Below are 15,508 nucleotides of genomic sequence, written 5' to 3'. Positions count from 1 at the left end.
CGATCTCCACCTCAGAGGGCGGGCCGGGCAACCGGTCCGCCCTCTGTCGTATTTACGGCCTTGCCCGGCCCAACGAATTCATCTACCGTTGAGTTCATCAAGCGTTGAGTTTCCGAAAAGGCCACATCCAGACCGCCAGAAGGAGCGAACCCACGATGAGCAACGCGATCGAGGTCGAGCACCTCGTCATCGCGCGCGGCAAGCGGCGGGTGCTGCACGACTTCACCTGCACCGTCCCCGCGGGCAGCGTCACCGGGCTGCTGGGCCCCAGCGGCAGCGGCAAGACCACGTTCATGCGCGCCGTGGTCGGCGTGCAGAAGATCGTCAGCGGCACCGTCACCGTCCTGGGCCACCCGGCCGGGTCGCGGCCGCTGCGCGACAAGGTCGGCTACCTCACGCAGGCCCCCAGCGTGTACGCCGACCTGACCGTCAAGGAGAACGCGCGCTACTTCGCCTCGCTGTACGGGCTCGGCGCCGCCGCGGCCGACGAGGCCGTCTCCGACGTCGGGCTGAGCCGGGCCAAGGACCAGCTCGTCGGGCGGCTCTCCGGCGGGCAGCGGGCCCGGGCCTCACTGGCCTGCGCGATCCTGAGCAAGCCGCAGCTGCTGGTCCTCGACGAGCCGACCGTCGGCCAGGACCCGGTGCTGCGCAACGAACTGTGGCAGCGCTTCCACGCCCTCGCCAAAGCCGGCTCCACGCTGCTCGTGTCCAGTCACGTCATGGACGAGGCCGGGCGCTGCGACCGGCTCCTGCTGATCCGCGAAGGCAATCTGATAGCCGATCAGACCCCGGCGGCGGTACGGCAATCAGCCGGCACGGACGACCTCGACGAGGCGTTCCTCAGGCTCGTGCAGGCCCACGACACCGAACAGCCCGACCCGGCGCACAACACCGACAAGCCCGGGCCCACGCACAACACCGAGAAGGTGGGCTGAACCATGTCCCTGCGCCTGACCTTCGGCACCGCCGGGCGGATCCTCCGCCAGCTGCGCCACGACCGCCGGACCATCGCGCTGATCCTCGTGGTGCCGACGGTGCTGCTGACCCTGCTGCGGTACCTCTACGACGACAACCCGCTGCTGTTCGACCGCGTGGGCCTGATCATGCTCGGGGTCTTCCCGCTCGTGATCATGTTTCTGCTGACGAGCGTGGCGATGCTCCGCGAACGCACCAGCGGCACCCTCGAGCGCCTGCTCACCACCCCCATCGGCAAGGTCGACATCCTGCTCGGGTACGGTCTGGCGTTCGCGGTCGCGGCAGCAGTACAAGCGGCAATCGTCTCTGCTCTGGCTTTTTGGCTCCTAGGCCTGGACACCCTAGGACCACCGTGGCTCGTCGGCGTGATCGCGGTCGCCAATTCCGTCCTCGGCATGGCCCTCGGCCTGCTCGTCAGCGCGTTCGCGGACAGCGAGTTCCAGGCCGTGCAGTTCATGCCCGCGGTGGTACTCCCACAGGTCCTCCTGTGCGGCCTGCTCCAGCCGCGCGACCGGATGCCGGGCTGGATGGAGGCGATCAGCGACGTCCTGCCCATGTCATACGCGGTGCAGGCCCTCACCGAACTCGGCGCCCACACCGACCCGACCGGCACCATGTGGCGCGACCTGGCCATCGTCGTCGGCTGCGTCATCGTGGCCCTGCTCCTGGGCGCGGCCACCCTCCGCCGCCGCACCGCCTGACCGCTTCGATCGGGTCCCGGCCCGGGCTCGACCACCGAGTCCGGGCTCGGGACGTCCGGACGCCGCTTCCCTGAACAGCGCAAGAAAGCCTGAAAGCACAAGCAAAAGCCGAAGAAGGGGATTCCGAGGCCGCTTCGCTCCCGCCCCGGGCAGGGGGCTCCGCGCCCCCCACACCCCCAGTGCACGCCGGACGGACCGCATAGGCTGACGACTCGGCTCTGGACGAGGACGGCACCGCGCCGGTACGACAATCAGGAAGAGGCACATGGCTCGCACCGGACGACGCCCCGGCAACCAGGACACCCGCGAGGCGATCCTGGCCGCCGCCCGCCAGGCCTTCGCCGAACGCGGCTTCGAAGGGGCATCCATCCGGCAGATCGCGGCCGCCGCCGGCGTCGACCCGGCCCTGGTCCACCACTACTTCGGGGCGAAGGACAAACTGTTTCTGGCCACCATGAACGCCCCCATCGACCCGGGCGAGATCCTGCCCCAGGTCTTCGAGCCTGGCCTCGACGGCGTCGGCGAACGCCTGGTCCGCACGTTCGTGTCCGTCTGGGACTCCCCGGCCGGCACGCCCGTCATCGCCCTGGTCCGCAGCGCCATGCAGCACGACTGGTCCGCCCGCATGCTCCGCGAGTTCCTGGTGAGCCAGATCCTGCGCCGCGCGACCAAAGCCCTGGACCTGGACCCGGCCGAGGCCCCGACACGGGCGGCGCTGGTCGCCTCGCAGATGATCGGCCTGGGCATCCTGCGGTACATCCTCAAGCTCGAACCGCTGGCCTCCATGCCCACCGACGAGGTGGTGCGCAGCATCGCCCCGACAGTCCAGCGGTACCTTGCCGACCCCCTCCCCTGACCCGCCGCGGCCGACAGGGCGACCGCAGTCGTCATGTCGACCGAGCCCCGCGACCGCAAGTGGCAGCAACGACGAGGACCGGCAACGACAGCCGCGGATTCCTCACCAGCCGCGTCATACGCGCGGCCGGCTCACAGCGTCCGGGCCGGTCCTCGCCAGCCAACAGCGACCGGCCAGGTCGGTCTGGTCAGGTCTGGGCAGGTCAGGTCTGGGCAGGTCCGGGCAGGTCTGGTCTGGTCCGGTCGGATCTCGTCTGGGCAGGTCTGCTCTTTGGGCAGGTCTCGTCTGGGCAGGTCCGTCGTTGGACAGGTCGGCCGCAGCGGTCACGTTCAATCGTCGTCGGGCTCCGCGCAGTGCGTGCGGGCCTGCGGCGTCATCAGCAGCCCGAACATCGCCGCCGCGCACAGCACCGGCACCACCCGGACCGACACCGGCGCCTCAAGCACCCAGGCCAGCAGCGGCGTCATCGTCCCGACGAAGGCCCAGAACACGAGGCTGGAAAGCCAGGCCCAGTGCTCACCCCGCTTGACCCGTACGCCGAGGAAGACCAACACCCCGGCGAGCGGCGACAGAAACAGCACAGCGTTGAAGAACAAAATGAAGTCGAGATATCCGGTACCCCCTTGCGTCACCGGATCAACCCGCATCCCCGACAGCAGCACCCCGAGCGCCATCAACGCCAGCGTGAACATGACCAAGCCCACCGCGTTGAACCCCGTCACCGCGATGCGCACCGGCACCGGCACGAATCGGCGCCCCCCGGCTGCCATGCAGCCAATGTAGGCCATCAAAGCCTAGCTAGAACGCCCAACACATAGCGCCCCCCGTGAATGCCTCCGCCACTGCCTCAACCCTCAAGCGCTCCCCACCCGACAACCGACGCCAACCAGCCGCGGCCCCCCGCCCTTCGCATTCGCCGACCTACGCAAATCGTGCGCATCGGAAATAGGAGCCGTCAGGCGAAAAATCCGATAAGTCGCGGCGCGAAGCGCCCGACTTATCGAGCACAAGTCCAGCCACTGCCCGCCCAGCCATTACAACCACCCGGCGCAGCGGGCACCGTGGTGCAAACACGCAGAAAGAACCGCCCGAGGCGAGTACTTGACGGCAGGACGCAACACGCGAGCAGCCGGTGCGATCAGCGCGAGGCAGTGCCGAGGGGCGCAGCGGGGCGGGCAAGGGCACGGGATGACGTGAGCGCTCGGCGCGACGGCACAACGCCCGAGTGGCCACTGCGATCAGCGCAGTGCGGTGGCGCCGAGCGGAGCAAAACCGCGGAACGACACGAGCACCTCAGCGCCAGCGTGCCACGGCGCAGCGCGCTCTCCGTTGACCGAGCCACCCCGAGCGACCCGCCTGGACCAGCGCCCGGCCCTCATCGTCGCGGCCGGAGCAGCGTTCAACCCGAGCCAGCGCCATCTGGAGCGGCGCCCGGCCCTCATCGTCGCGGCCGGAACCGCGAACATCGTCAACCGGCACGGCCACGCGAAGGCACGACGAATGCGGACAGCCGACGGGCCGAAGCAGCATTCAACCCGAGCCGGCGCCATCTGGAGCGGCGCCCGGCCCTCATCGTCGCGGTGGGAACCGCGAACATCGTCAACTGGCACGGCCACGCGAAGGCACGACGAATACGGACAGCCGACGGGCCGAAGCAGCATTCAACCCGAGCCGGCGCCCAGCGAGCACTGCGGCACCGTGAACGCGGCGCGGCAGGGCGGCAGCCGCGGCACCTGGATCAGCGGCCAGCCGTCGGCCGAAAGCAGCGAGCAGCCCGGACACAACCAACGACCGGCCACCGGGCGCAAAGCAGCGAGCGGCCCGGACACAACCAAACGACCGGCCGTCGGGCGAAAAGCAGCGAGCGGCTCGGGCACGACAGATGGGCGGAAGGCAGAGGGCGGTTCAGGAGGGGACGGACGGGGGTCAGCGGGTTTGTTCGAGCCAGGAGGCGTAGAGGCGGGCGTAGATGGAGGTGGGGTCGGTCAGGAGGCTGGCGTGTGGGCCGCGCTGGACGACTCGGCCCTGGTCGACCACGATGACCTCGTCGGCGGACTGGGCGGTGGACAGGCGGTGGGCGATCGCGATCGTCGTGCGGCCGCGGGTCACGGCGTCCAGGGTGCGTTGCAGGCGGACTTCTGTTGCCGGGTCCACGGCGCTTGTCGCTTCGTCCAGGACCAGGAGGTCGGGGTCGGCGACGTAGGCGCGGGCCAGGGCGACCAGCTGGCGTTCGCCGACGGAGAGGGACTCGCCGCGTTCGCCGACCTCGGTGTGCAGGCCGTCGGGGAGGGAGTCGAGCCAGTCGGCCAGGCCGAGCTCGGTGAAGGCCCGCTGCAGGTCGGCGTCGGTGAGGGCGGGGCGGGCGAAGCGGACGTTGGCGGCGATGGTGGCGTCGAACAGGAAGCCGTCCTGCGGGACCATGACGACGCGGCTGCGCAGGGAGGCGAAGCGGAGCTCGGCCAGGGGGATGCCGGACAGGCGGACCTGGCCCTTCGTCGGGTCCATCAGTCGGGTCAGGAGCTTCGCGAACGTGGTCTTGCCGCTGCCGGTCTCGCCGACGACGGCCACGCGGGTGCGGGCGGCCACGGTCAGGTCGACGTCGGTGAGGACCTCGGGGCCGTCGGGGTAGGCGAAGTGGACGTGCTCGAAGGTCACGTCGACGGGGCCGTCGGGCAGGGTGCGGCCCGCGGTGCCGGGGTCGGCGACGTCGGGCTCGGTCTCGATGATGTCCAGGACGCGGCGCCAGCCGGCGATGGCGTTCTGGGCCTCGTTGAGGACCTCGGTGGCGACCTGGACCGGCTGGACGAACAGGGTGGCCAGGAACAGGAACGCGGTCAGCTGGCCGACCGTCAGGCCGCCGCCGACGCCGAGGAGGGTGCCGACGACGATGACGCCGCCGAGGGCCAGACCGGCGGCCAGCTCGCCGAAGCTCATGCTGATCACGTTGTTGGTCTGGGCCCGGAACTGGTTGCGGCGGGCCCGTTCGATGGCGCCGTCGAGGCGTTCGCCGGTGCGGCGCTGGATGCCGTAGGCGCGCACGACCGGGGCGCCGACGACACTCTCGGCGATGACGCCGAGCATCGCGCCGACGCTCTCGCGGACCTCCATGTAGAGGACGCTGAGGCGGCGCTGGAAGAAGCGCACGACGAAGACGAGCGGGGCGAAGGCGGCGAACACCACGAGGGTCAGCTGCCACGAGTAGAACAGCATGACGATCGTCGTGACCGTGAGCTGGCCCAGGTTGACGACGAAGAGCAGGCCGCCGAACTGCAGGAACTGGCTGATCTGGTCGACGTCGCCGGTGACCCGGGAGACCAGGGCGCCGCGGCGCTCCGACTGCTGGTGCAGCATCGACAGGTCGTGGATGTGCCGGAACGTGCGGGCGCGGATGGCGGCCAGGGCCGTCTCGCTGACGGTGAAGAGCCGGACGTTCATCAGGTAGGCGCTGATCATCGTCACCACCAGCACGCCGGCCGTGACGGCGACGATGCGGGTGATGACGCCGAGGTCGGGCCCGCCGGAGGCGCGGATGCCGCGGTCGATGCCCTGCTGGATGGCGACCGGGACGGCGACCCGGCCGGCGGTGGCGACCAGGGCCAGGCCGAGGGTGCCGGCGAGGCCGGTGAACAGGTCCGGCGACAGGGCCAGACCACGGCGGAGAACGGAGGGGCGCGAAGCACCCTCGACCGTTGTCGTCATGCGCTCAGGGCCTCCTCGTCGCGGTGGCCCTCGCGGCCGTCGTCCAGGCGGTCGCCGTCGAACTCGTGCTCGCGCTCCCGCTCCTCCTCCGCCTTCTCGTAGGCGGTGACCAGGTCGGCGTAGCCGGGCGCGGTCTCCAGCAGCTCGCTGTGGGTGCCGCGGGCCACGACCCGGCCCCGCTCCAGGTAGACCACCTCGTCGGCCAGGGCGATCGTGGCCCGGCGGTAGGCGACGACCAGGATCGACGCCGCGGTATGGCCGCCGCCGCGGCGCAGCGCGGCCAGGATCGCCGCCTCCACCCGCGGGTCGACGGCGCTGGTGGCGTCGTCGAGGACCAGCAGCCGCGGCGAGCCGGCCAGGGCGCGGGCGATCGTGAGGCGCTGGCGCTGGCCGCCGGACAGCGACGTGCCGCGCTCCCCGACCGTCGTGTCGAGCCCGTCGGCGAGGTGGCCGACGAAGCCGTCGGCCTGGGCCAGGCGCAGCGCCCGCCAGGCCTCCTCGTCGTCGACGCCGGCCCGGTCGAGGGTGATGTTGCCGCGGATGGTGTCGTCGAAGACGAACGGGATCTGCGCGACCAGGGAGGTACTCCCGGTCAGCGCGTCCTGGCTCAGCTCGCGCACGTCGACGCCGTCGAGCGTCACCGTGCCCGCTGCCGGGTCGACGAGGCGGGCGGCCAGGGCGGCGATCGTCGACTTGCCGGAGCCGGTCGGCCCGACCAGGGCGACCGTGCGGCCGGCGGGGACGTCGAAGGTGACGTCGGTGAGGACGGTGGGCCCGTCGCCGTCCTCGTTGGCGTACGCGAAGCCGACGCCGTCGAAGCGCAGCGCCGCCGGCCCGGCCCCGGGCAGCTCGGTGGTGCCGTAGACGGTGTCGCCCTCGGCGTCGAGGACGCGGCGGATCCGCTCCCAGCCCACGACGCTGCGGGGCAGCTCGGCCAGGACCCAGCCGATCGCGCGCACCGGGAACGCCAGCACCGTGAACAGGAACGTGACGCTGACGACCTCCTGGACGCCGACGGCGCCGGAGCGGTAGCGGTAGGCGCCCACGACCAGGACGGCCAGGGTGCCGACGCTCGGCAGGGCGTCGAGGACCGGGTCGAACATGGCCCGCACCCGCCCGACGCGGATGGTGGCGTCGCGCAGCTCGAAGGCCTTGGCCGCGAACCGCTCGGTCTCCGACGCCTCCCGGCCCATCGTCTTGACGACCAGCGCCCCGTCGAAGCTCTCGTGCGCGACCGCGCTGACCTCGGCCCGCAGCTGCTGGGCCCGGGCCACCCGCGGCGACATCCGCCGGGAGTAGGCGACGTTGACCAGCAGCAGCGCCGGGAACACGGCCACGCCGACCAGCGCCATCGCCCAGTCGGTGACGAACAGGGACACGACCGCGGCGACCAGCATCACGACCGTGCCCACCGCGAACGGGAACGGCGCGATCGGATACCACGCCGACTCCACATCGGCGTTGGCGTTGGACAGCAGCGTCCCGGTGGCGTGGCGCTGGTGCCAGGCGAGCGGGAGGCGCAGGTAGCGGCGGGTGACGGCGCGGCGATACTTCGCCTGGAGGTTGAACTGCATCGCGCCGGCGCCGAGGCGGCGGCCGAAGATGCCGACGATCTTGCCGAGGCTGATCGCCAGGATCGCGCACCCGCCGAGCAGGATGGTGCCGGTGGCCACGCTGCCGCGGTCGAACGCGGGCACCACGATGTCGCCGACGACCCGCCCGGAGACGAACGCGGTGCCGATCGTCAGGAGCGCGAACAGCACGCTGCCGACGACGGACCAGGCGAACATGTGAGGCTCGTCACGGACCGCGTGCCCGAGGACCCGGAAGCCCTTCGCGAGCACTTTGCCACTGGTCACCGCATGCCCCCTGTGTCTGCGCCGGTAAGTCTCCCAAGCGCACGATTACCTTACCGAGCAGGTACGACAACTTTGGGACTAGCGTTATGCCCATGACTGCGTTCGCTCAGGCCGAGCGGGCCGCGCTCGCCGACGCCCTCCTCGCCGCGGGACCCGACGCGCCGACCCTCTGCGACGGCTGGGCCACGCGTGATCTCGCCGCCCATCTCGTCCTGCGCGAGCACCGCCCCGACGCGGCCGCCGGCATCATGCTCAAGCCCGTCGCCGGCCACACGCGCAAGGTCCAGGACGGCCTCGCCGCCGGCGACTACCCCGCTCTGGTCGAGCGCGTCCGCAAAGGCCCGGTCCTGCTGAGACCGTTCGACGAGGCCATGAACGTGGTCGAATTCTTCGTCCACCACGAGGACATCCGCCGGGCCACGCCGGGGTGGTCACAAAGACCGATTTCGCGGGGGTACTCCCAGTCCCTGGCCAAGAACGCGCAGCGCACGGCCCGGTTGTCGGCCCGCCGGTTCCCGGCCCGCATCGAGGTCGGCGGCCCCGACGTCGAGGCGTTCACCGTCAACCCGAAGCAGGAGCGCACGGTCACCGTGACCGGCGCACCCGGGGAGCTGGTGCTGTTCTTCAGCGGCCGCCAGTCCAGCGCCGACGTATCGATCACCGGCGACGACGATCTCGTCGCCCGGCTCCGCGGCGCACGTCTGGGCATTTGAAGTACCCCCGCTGGGTCTGGATTCTGGTTCTAGACGGCGTATTCGACAGTTCTCTCACGTTTCGGTTTCGGGTCTAGCCGGTAACGGGATCGACGGTTTACGGTCACGTAACCGACGGACGTGACGGCAGTCACGGACCGGCGGCGTACTCTCCCGGACGCCCCGGAGGCAGCCCGACATGACCCAGACCCAGCGGCTCGAACTGCCGTACCGCTCGATCCCGGACATGTTCCTCAACCGGGTCGCCACCAGCCCCGACCAGCGTGCCCTCGGCCGCCCCGCCCCCGGCGACGCCGGCGAGGCGATCTGGATGACCTGGCGCGAGGTCGACGCCCGGGCCCGCGCCATCGCCGCCGGCCTGACCACGCTCGGCGTGCGGCCCGAGGACCGGGTCGGGGTGCTGTCCAACACGCGCGTCGACTGGATCCTGGCCGACCTCGGCGTCATGCTCGCCGGCGCGGCCACGACCACCGTCTACCCGACGACCGAGCCGGAAGAGGCCGTGTACATCGTCGCGGACTCCGGTTCGAAGGTGCTCTTCGCCGAGAATCCCGAGCAGGCGGCGAAGCTCGACGGCGCGGACCTGCCCCAGCTCACGCACATCGTGCTGATCGACGGGGCTCCGAGCGGTACCGAAGCGAAACCGGCAATGACCCTCGCGGACCTGGAGTCGGCCGGACAGGCGGCGATCGCCGCCAACCCCGGGCTCATCGACGACATCGTGGCCGGGATCGAGGGCGACCGGCTGGCCACCCTGATCTACACGTCCGGGACGACCGGGCGGCCGAAGGGCGTCGAGCTGCTGCACGCCGGCTGGATCTGGCAGGGCAAGACGCAGCAGGACACGGGCGTGCTCAGCCCCGACGACCTGCAGTACCTGTGGCTGCCGCTGTCGCACTCGTTCGGCAAGACGCTGCTGTGCGGGGTCATCTACTGCGGGATCCCGACCTACGTCGACGGGCGCGTCGACAAGCTCATCGACAACCTCGGCAAGATCCAGCCGACGCTGATGTGCGCGGCGCCGCGGGTCTTCGAGAAGGTGTACAACCGGGTCGTCACCGGCGCCCAGGCCGACGGCGGGGCCAAGCTGAAGATCTTCAGCTGGGCGCTCGGGGTCGGCCGGAAGGTCGTCGCGGAGCGGCAGGCCGGACGCGAGCCGGGCGGGGTGCTGAAGCTGCAGTACGGGATCGCCGACAAGCTCGTCTTCAGCAAGCTGCGGGCCCGGCTCGGCGGCCGGATGCGGGCCATGGTGTCGGGGTCGGCGCCGCTCGCGCCCGAGATCGCGACGTTCTTCTTCGCCGCCGGACTGCCGATCCTGGAGGGGTACGGCCTCACGGAGACGTCAGCGGGGTCCTTCGTCAACCGGGAGCACCACGCGAAGATCGGCACCGTCGGGCAGGCCCTGGGCGACCTCGAGGTCAAGCTCGACACCGACGGCGAGGTGCTGCTGCGCGGGACGCCGGTCATGCGGGGCTACCACAACCTGCCCGACGAGACCGCGGCCGCCTTCACCGACGACCACTGGTTCCGCACCGGCGACATCGGGGAGCTCGACGCCGACGGCTACCTGCGCATCACCGACCGCAAGAAGGACCTGATCAAGACGTCGGGCGGCAAGTACGTGGCCCCGTCGCACATCGAGGGCCTGTTCAAGTCCGTCTGCCCCTACACGTCCCAGGCCATCGTCGTCGGTCAGGCCCGCAACTACGTGACGATGCTGGTCACGCTCGACCCGGACGCGATCAAGGGCTGGGCCGACGGCACCGCACTGGCCGGCAAGTCCTACGCGGAGATCGCCGCCGCACCGGAGGCCGCCGAGCTCGTCGGCGGCTACGTCAAGGAGCTCAACGCGAAGCTCAACCGGTGGGAGCAGATCAAGAAGTTCACGATCCTGAGCCGCGACCTCTCGATCGAGGACGGCGAACTGACGCCGTCGCTGAAGGTCAAGCGCCGGGCCGTCGAGAAGTCGTTCTCGGCCGACATCGACTCGATGTACGCGGGAGCGCTCGCGGAGATCTAAAGCCTCTATTCACACCCCACAGTGTCGTGGCCCCCGGGAACCGCCATCCCCGGGGGCCACGACGCGTCTGGATGCTTGTCCGGTTCAGGCCAGGACCGGTCGTGGATGCTCTTGCTCCAGGACCGGTCCGGACGCGCCGGCCCTCGGCCCTCGGTCGAGGCCGACATGTCGGGCACTCCGCACCGAGCCACGCTCGGCACGCATCAGTCCTCGGTTGACGCCGATACGTCTGACGCGCCGCGTGAGGCCGACATGCCGGGTGCTGCGCGCGACCACCACCGAGACCTGAAGGCGCTGATCGCGACCGGTCGAGGCCGATATGTCGAGTGCTCCGGGCCACGCCGCGCTCGACACACACCCGTCCACGCTTCAGGCCGACATGTCGGGCGCTGCGCGCCGCGCTGCGCTCGACATGTCGGATTTTTCGCCCGACGGGGTATTCACGGGCTTTGTTGGCGTTCAGGCGAGGACGGTCTGGGCCGACCAGGCGTGGCGGCGGGGGCGGTCCAGGTCGGTGCGGGCCTCGGCCAGGCGGCGGACGGCCTCGATCAGGTCGGTCTCGGGGAGCGTGAACGGCAGGCGCATGAACCGTTCCATGGTCCCGTCGGCGCCGAACCGGGGGCCGGGCGCGACCCGCACGCCGAGCTCCTCGGCCGAGCGGGCCAGGGCGCTGGAGACGGGCGCGTCGAGCTCGGCCCAGATGACCATGCCGCCGCGGGGCAGGACGAACCGCCACTCCGGCAGCTCCGCCCGCAGCGCCGCGGCCAGGGTGTCCCGCTGGACCAGCAGCTGCTTGCGGCGGGCCGACACGATCGTGTCGCGGCGCTGCAGGAGGCGGGTGGCGACGAGCTGGTCGAGGACCGGCGACGCCATGTCTACGCCGACCCGGGCCGCGGCCAGGCGGGCGATCAGCGGGGCCGGGCCGCGGACCCAGCCGATGCGCAGGCCGCCCCAGAACGCCTTGCTCATGCCGCCGATGGTGAGCACCCGGGCGGTGCGGTCGAACGCGGCCACCGCTGGCGGCAGCGCGCCGTCCGCGGTCAGCTCCTGGTCGAGGGCCAGGTCCACGAACGACTCGTCGATGATCAGGTCGGTGCCGGCGGCGTGGGCGGCGGGCGGGAGCTTCTCCCGCAGCGAGGCCGGCATCAGGTGGCCGGTCGGGTTGTGGAACTCCGGGATCAGGTAGGCGACCCGGGCCTGCGCCGCGCGGACCGTGGACAGCAGCAGGTCGGGGTCCCAGCCGTCGGGGCCGATCGCGTAGGAGCTGATCCGGGCCCGGCCGGCGACAAAGGCGGACAGGGCGTTGGGGTACGTGGGTGTCTCGACCAGGGCCCGCTGGCCCGGCGCGACAAGGAGGCGCAGCAGCAGGTCCAGGGCCTGCTGGACGCCACCGGTGATCATCACCTGCTCGGGGGAGGTGGGCAGGCCGCGCTCGGTGTAGCGGCCGGCGATGGCCTCGCGCAGCACCAGCAGGCCCATGGGCTGATAGCCGGGGCCGGCCATGTAGTGCTCCAGGTCGGTGACCGCCTCCGCGGCCGCGGCCGCCAGCTCCGGCGGGGCCGGCATCGCGGCGCAGCCGAGGTCGATCAGGCCGGCCTCGTCGCTCGGGGTCCACAGGCCCGTCGTGCCGACCCGGTGGCCGGCCGGCAGCTCGGTCCAGCTGCCGGCGCCGCGGCGGCTCGAGACGTGACCGCTCTCGCGCAGCTCCCGGTAGGCGGCGGTGACGGTGGTGCGGCTGATGCCGAGGGCGGCGGCCAGCTCGCGCTCGGCCGGGAGCCGGACGCCGAGGGCCAGGCGGCCGTCGATGAGCAGGCCGCGGACGGCGTTGGCGAGGACGACGTACTCGGGGCGCTTGCCGGCCGGGCCGCGGACGCCCACGGCGACCTGCCAGGCGTTGAGCATGCGGGCCAGTTGGGCGCCGCGGACGATCGCAGACAAGGCCACTCCCCTAATTGGCTTTCACGCTTGGCTTGATTGGCCTCAGACTTGCACCTCTTTTCGTGCCGGGCAAGTCCAATTTCACGGTGGGGAGCAGCACACCGGCGAGGATCGCCGCGCCGCCGACCAGGTCGTACCAGTGGATCTTCTCGTGCAGGAAGACCGCGGCCGACAGGATGGCGAAGACGGGAGCGAGGGCGGCGAACGGAGCGACGGTACCGGCGCCGTATCGGCTTATGAGACGGCCCCAGATGCCGAAACCCAGCAGGGTGCTGAGGTAGGCGATGTAGAGGATGGCCCCGATTCCCGACAGGTCCAGGTTTTTCACGGTGTTCCACACGTAGACCGGACCGTCGACCGTCAGCGTGAGCAGGATCAGCGGCGGGGTGGCCACGGCGCTCACCCAGACCATGAAGTTGAGCATGTTCTCGGCCGACGCCTTGCGCATCGCGATGTTGGCCAGGCCCCAGGCCGCGCCGGCCGCGACGACCAGCAGGAACGCGCCGAGGGGCCGGTCCAGGCCGAGCTGGGTGGCGATGAGGACGATGCCCGCGCCGGCGAGCACCACACCCGCGGTGCGGCGCCGGCCCGGGCGGTCGTGCAGCAGCACGGTGGCGAACACGAGGGTGAATACGACCTGGCTCTGCAGTACCAGCGCGGAGAGCCCCGACGGCAGCCCGGCCGCCATGCCGGCGAAGAGCAGCGAGAACTTGACCACGCCGAGCGCCACCCCGGTCGCGATGATCCAGCGCCACGGCGCCTGCGGCCGGCCGACCAGGAACACCGCGGGCAGCGCGGCCACCCCGAACCGCAGCGCACAGAACAGCAGCGGCGACATGCTGTCCAGGCCCACGTGGATGACCACGAAGTTGACGCCCCAGACGACGGTGACGAGCAGCGCCAGGGCCAGGTCGCGAGGTTTCATGCCTCCGATGATTGGCCTGCTGACCGTGAAGCACCATCGAAAAATACTGCACGCTTGTTTTAGTATTGCTTCATGCTTGACTTGGCTCGCCTGCAGGCGCTGCGCGCCGTCCAGACGTTCGGGACCGTGACGGCCGCCGCCGGGGCGCTGCACATCACGCCGTCCGCCGTATCCCAGCACATCGCCAAGCTGGAGCGGGAGACCCGGGCGACGCTGGTCGAGAAGGACGGGCGGCGGCTGCGGCTGACCGAGGCCGGCCGGGTCCTGGCCGAGCACGCCGGGCTGGTCCTCGCCGCAGTCGAGGGGGCCGAGGCCGCCCTGGCCGCGCACCAGGAGACGGTGTCGGGGCGGATCGGCATCTCGTCGTTCCCGACCGCGTGCCGGGGGCTGCTCCCCCACGCGCTGCGGCGGCTCGCGGCCGACCACCCGGCGCTGGAGCCGACCCTGCTGGAGACCGACCGGGAGGCGAGCTTCGCCGGGATTCTGCGCGGGATCGTCGACGTCGCGCTGATCGACGAGTGGCTGGAGATCCCGGTGACCTACCCGCCCGGCGTGGCCAGCGTCGAGCTCGGCCTCGACGTCGGCGACCTGATCCTGCCGGTCGGCCACCCGCTGGCCCACGGGCCCGGCCCGGTCACCCTCGACGAGGTGCGCGACGAACGGTGGATCGGCTCCACGCCCGGGACCGTCTGCCACGAGTGGCTGCTGCGGATGCTGCCCGGGCTGCGGCCGGCGATCCTGGTCAACGAGTTCGAGACGCAGCTGACGTTCGTGACCGAGGGGCTCGGGGTGGCGTTCATCCCGCGGCTGGCCCGCACCGCCCTGCCGGCCGGGGTCGTGGCCAGGCCGGTCGCCCCGGAGGCGGCCCGGCGGGTCAGCGTGGCGTGGCGGGCCGCCGCCGCGACCAGACCGGCGATCGGGGCGACCATCAATGCGCTCCAGGAGGCGTGGCGAATTCGGCACCGCCCCGCCGACCTGCCGGAATGGGCGCCGACCCCCGAGGTCATTCACGTCGTCTGACCAGCGTCCGCCCAGCTCAGCGCCGCCTTCGCGCACAAACTCGGGCGAATTTTCACTCATCGTGTTCACTTCTGCACGTTTCGGCGGCGCCCCTTACATTCAACCCATGGCGCTCTTCCGATCCCGGACCGCGACCGGCGCCGGCATTTTGGCGACGGTGCTCCTGGTTGTCATCTTCGGCAACCAGATCTTCACAGAGTGGGTCGACCGGCACAGCGACGGTTCGACCGTATGGGGCTTCTTCCTGCGCATGCTGGCCTGGCCGCGCTGGTGGATCAGCCCGCGTGACGGCTCCGGCGACGCCGCCCGCGACCTGCTCGCGAGCGACCTCCGAGCCCTGCTCGTCATCCTGTTCGTGGCCCTCGTCCTGGCCGTCGCGGCACGCACCGTGGCCGGCGGCGGGGGCGCCTTCGTGGTCGGCTGGGCCGCGCTGATCTTCGGCGCCGCGCTGGCCGCCTTCACCACCGCCTTCATCGTGTCCGACCCCACGATGCTGGGCGCCCTCAACGCCGCCGCCGGCGCGTCCGGCTACGGCCTGTTCGTCGGCTGGATCGTCGGCATAGCCGTAGCCGCCGGCCGAAAAGCAGACTGACCTTCCACCCGCCGCAGCGTCACCCGACGCTGCGGCACCTCCCCTGCCGAACACCGCACAAGACGAACACCGCACAAGACGAACACCGCACAAGACGAACACCGCACAAGACGAACACCGCACAAGACGAACACCGCACAAGACGAACACCGCACAAGACGAACACCGCACAAGACGAACACCGCACAAGACGAACACCGCACAAGACCG

Annotated in this window: 12 protein-coding genes; 7 read left to right on the top strand and 5 right to left on the bottom strand. The window is 71.1% G+C overall.

The window, feature by feature from the left end; translation table 11 throughout:
* The first annotated feature begins 155 nt into the window (after nt 1-155).
* The 3 genes from ACIA8L_RS46690 to ACIA8L_RS46680 all read left to right on the top strand — a co-directional run bounded on the left by ACIA8L_RS46690 (nt 156) and on the right by ACIA8L_RS46680 (nt 2,532).
* Nucleotides 156-935, top strand: coding sequence for an ABC transporter ATP-binding protein (locus ACIA8L_RS46690; protein ID WP_395915210.1), 780 nt, complete (start codon nt 156-158; stop codon nt 933-935).
* Nucleotides 936-938: 3 nt separating this feature from the next.
* Nucleotides 939-1,676: an ABC transporter permease gene (locus ACIA8L_RS46685; RefSeq protein ID WP_395915208.1), complete on the top strand. Its 738-nt coding sequence runs from the start codon at nt 939-941 to the stop codon at nt 1,674-1,676.
* A gap of 265 nt (nt 1,677-1,941) precedes the next feature.
* A complete protein-coding gene (locus ACIA8L_RS46680) occupies nt 1,942-2,532 on the top strand; it encodes a TetR family transcriptional regulator (protein WP_395915206.1) in 591 nt (196 codons plus the stop codon).
* 329 nt (nt 2,533-2,861) lie between these two features.
* On the opposite strand, the gene ACIA8L_RS46675 is transcribed toward ACIA8L_RS46680, so the two are convergent.
* From ACIA8L_RS46675 to ACIA8L_RS46665, 3 genes are all read right to left on the bottom strand, one after another.
* Complete coding sequence (locus ACIA8L_RS46675) at nt 2,862-3,302, bottom strand: hypothetical protein (protein WP_395915204.1); 441 nt, start codon at nt 3,300-3,302, stop codon at nt 2,862-2,864.
* A gap of 1,156 nt (nt 3,303-4,458) precedes the next feature.
* Nucleotides 4,459-6,231 (bottom strand): ABC transporter ATP-binding protein, encoded by a 1,773-nt coding sequence (locus ACIA8L_RS46670; protein ID WP_395915201.1) that lies wholly within the window; start codon nt 6,229-6,231, stop codon nt 4,459-4,461.
* Nucleotides 6,228-8,075 carry an ABC transporter ATP-binding protein gene (locus ACIA8L_RS46665; RefSeq protein ID WP_395915255.1) on the bottom strand — a complete coding sequence of 616 codons (1,848 nt, stop codon included), beginning with the start codon at nt 8,073-8,075 and terminating at the stop codon, nt 6,228-6,230. Before ACIA8L_RS46665 ends, ACIA8L_RS46670 begins: the two co-directional genes overlap by 4 nt.
* 107 nt (nt 8,076-8,182) lie before the next feature.
* On the opposite strand from ACIA8L_RS46665, the gene ACIA8L_RS46660 reads away from it, so the two are divergent.
* Together ACIA8L_RS46660 and ACIA8L_RS46655 are read left to right on the top strand one after the other, a co-directional pair.
* Nucleotides 8,183-8,803, top strand: coding sequence for a TIGR03085 family metal-binding protein (locus ACIA8L_RS46660; protein WP_395915200.1), 621 nt, complete (start codon nt 8,183-8,185; stop codon nt 8,801-8,803).
* A 178-nt stretch (nt 8,804-8,981) separates the two neighbouring features.
* Nucleotides 8,982-10,823, top strand: coding sequence for an AMP-dependent synthetase/ligase (locus ACIA8L_RS46655; RefSeq protein WP_395915198.1), 1,842 nt, complete (start codon nt 8,982-8,984; stop codon nt 10,821-10,823).
* 459 nt (nt 10,824-11,282) lie between these two features.
* On the opposite strand, the gene ACIA8L_RS46650 is transcribed toward ACIA8L_RS46655, so the two are convergent.
* Nucleotides 11,283-12,761, bottom strand: a complete 1,479-nt coding sequence (locus tag ACIA8L_RS46650) for a PLP-dependent aminotransferase family protein (RefSeq protein WP_395915196.1) — start codon at nt 12,759-12,761, stop codon at nt 11,283-11,285.
* Nucleotides 12,762-12,771: 10 nt separating this feature from the next.
* The gene (locus ACIA8L_RS46645; RefSeq protein ID WP_395915194.1) at nt 12,772-13,686 is read right to left on the bottom strand and encodes an EamA family transporter; all 915 of its coding nucleotides are present in this window, start codon (nt 13,684-13,686) and stop codon (nt 12,772-12,774) included.
* Between the two features lie 72 nt (nt 13,687-13,758).
* On the opposite strand from ACIA8L_RS46645, the gene ACIA8L_RS46640 reads away from it, so the two are divergent.
* Together ACIA8L_RS46640 and ACIA8L_RS46635 are read left to right on the top strand one after the other, a co-directional pair.
* Nucleotides 13,759-14,706 carry a LysR family transcriptional regulator gene (locus ACIA8L_RS46640; RefSeq protein WP_395915192.1) on the top strand — a complete coding sequence of 316 codons (948 nt, stop codon included), beginning with the start codon at nt 13,759-13,761 and terminating at the stop codon, nt 14,704-14,706.
* Nucleotides 14,707-14,812: 106 nt separating this feature from the next.
* Nucleotides 14,813-15,298 (top strand): hypothetical protein, encoded by a 486-nt coding sequence (locus tag ACIA8L_RS46635; protein ID WP_395915190.1) that lies wholly within the window; start codon nt 14,813-14,815, stop codon nt 15,296-15,298.
* The last annotated feature ends 210 nt before the right edge of the window (nt 15,299-15,508 follow it).

This window comes from Dactylosporangium sp. NPDC051541 (assembly GCF_044454505.1).
In the GTDB taxonomy this organism is placed as follows: Bacteria; Actinomycetota; Actinomycetes; order Mycobacteriales; family Micromonosporaceae; genus Dactylosporangium.
The sequence above is the reverse complement of the archived record's forward strand: the minus strand, read 5'-3'. Positions and strand labels throughout refer to the sequence as shown.

Coding starts and splice junctions, on each gene's coding strand:
- ACIA8L_RS46660 (WP_395915200.1), top strand. CDS start 8,183: ATGACTGCGTTCGCTCAGGCCGAGCGGGCCGCGCTCGCCGACGCCCTC.
- ACIA8L_RS46635 (WP_395915190.1), top strand. CDS start 14,813: ATGGCGCTCTTCCGATCCCGGACCGCGACCGGCGCCGGCATTTTGGCG.
- ACIA8L_RS46670 (WP_395915201.1), bottom strand. CDS start 6,231: ATGACGACAACGGTCGAGGGTGCTTCGCGCCCCTCCGTTCTCCGCCGT.
- ACIA8L_RS46645 (WP_395915194.1), bottom strand. CDS start 13,686: ATGAAACCTCGCGACCTGGCCCTGGCGCTGCTCGTCACCGTCGTCTGG.
- ACIA8L_RS46655 (WP_395915198.1), top strand. CDS start 8,982: ATGACCCAGACCCAGCGGCTCGAACTGCCGTACCGCTCGATCCCGGAC.
- ACIA8L_RS46640 (WP_395915192.1), top strand. CDS start 13,759: ATGCTTGACTTGGCTCGCCTGCAGGCGCTGCGCGCCGTCCAGACGTTC.
- ACIA8L_RS46690 (WP_395915210.1), top strand. CDS start 156: ATGAGCAACGCGATCGAGGTCGAGCACCTCGTCATCGCGCGCGGCAAG.
- ACIA8L_RS46675 (WP_395915204.1), bottom strand. CDS start 3,302: ATGGCAGCCGGGGGGCGCCGATTCGTGCCGGTGCCGGTGCGCATCGCG.
- ACIA8L_RS46685 (WP_395915208.1), top strand. CDS start 939: ATGTCCCTGCGCCTGACCTTCGGCACCGCCGGGCGGATCCTCCGCCAG.
- ACIA8L_RS46680 (WP_395915206.1), top strand. CDS start 1,942: ATGGCTCGCACCGGACGACGCCCCGGCAACCAGGACACCCGCGAGGCG.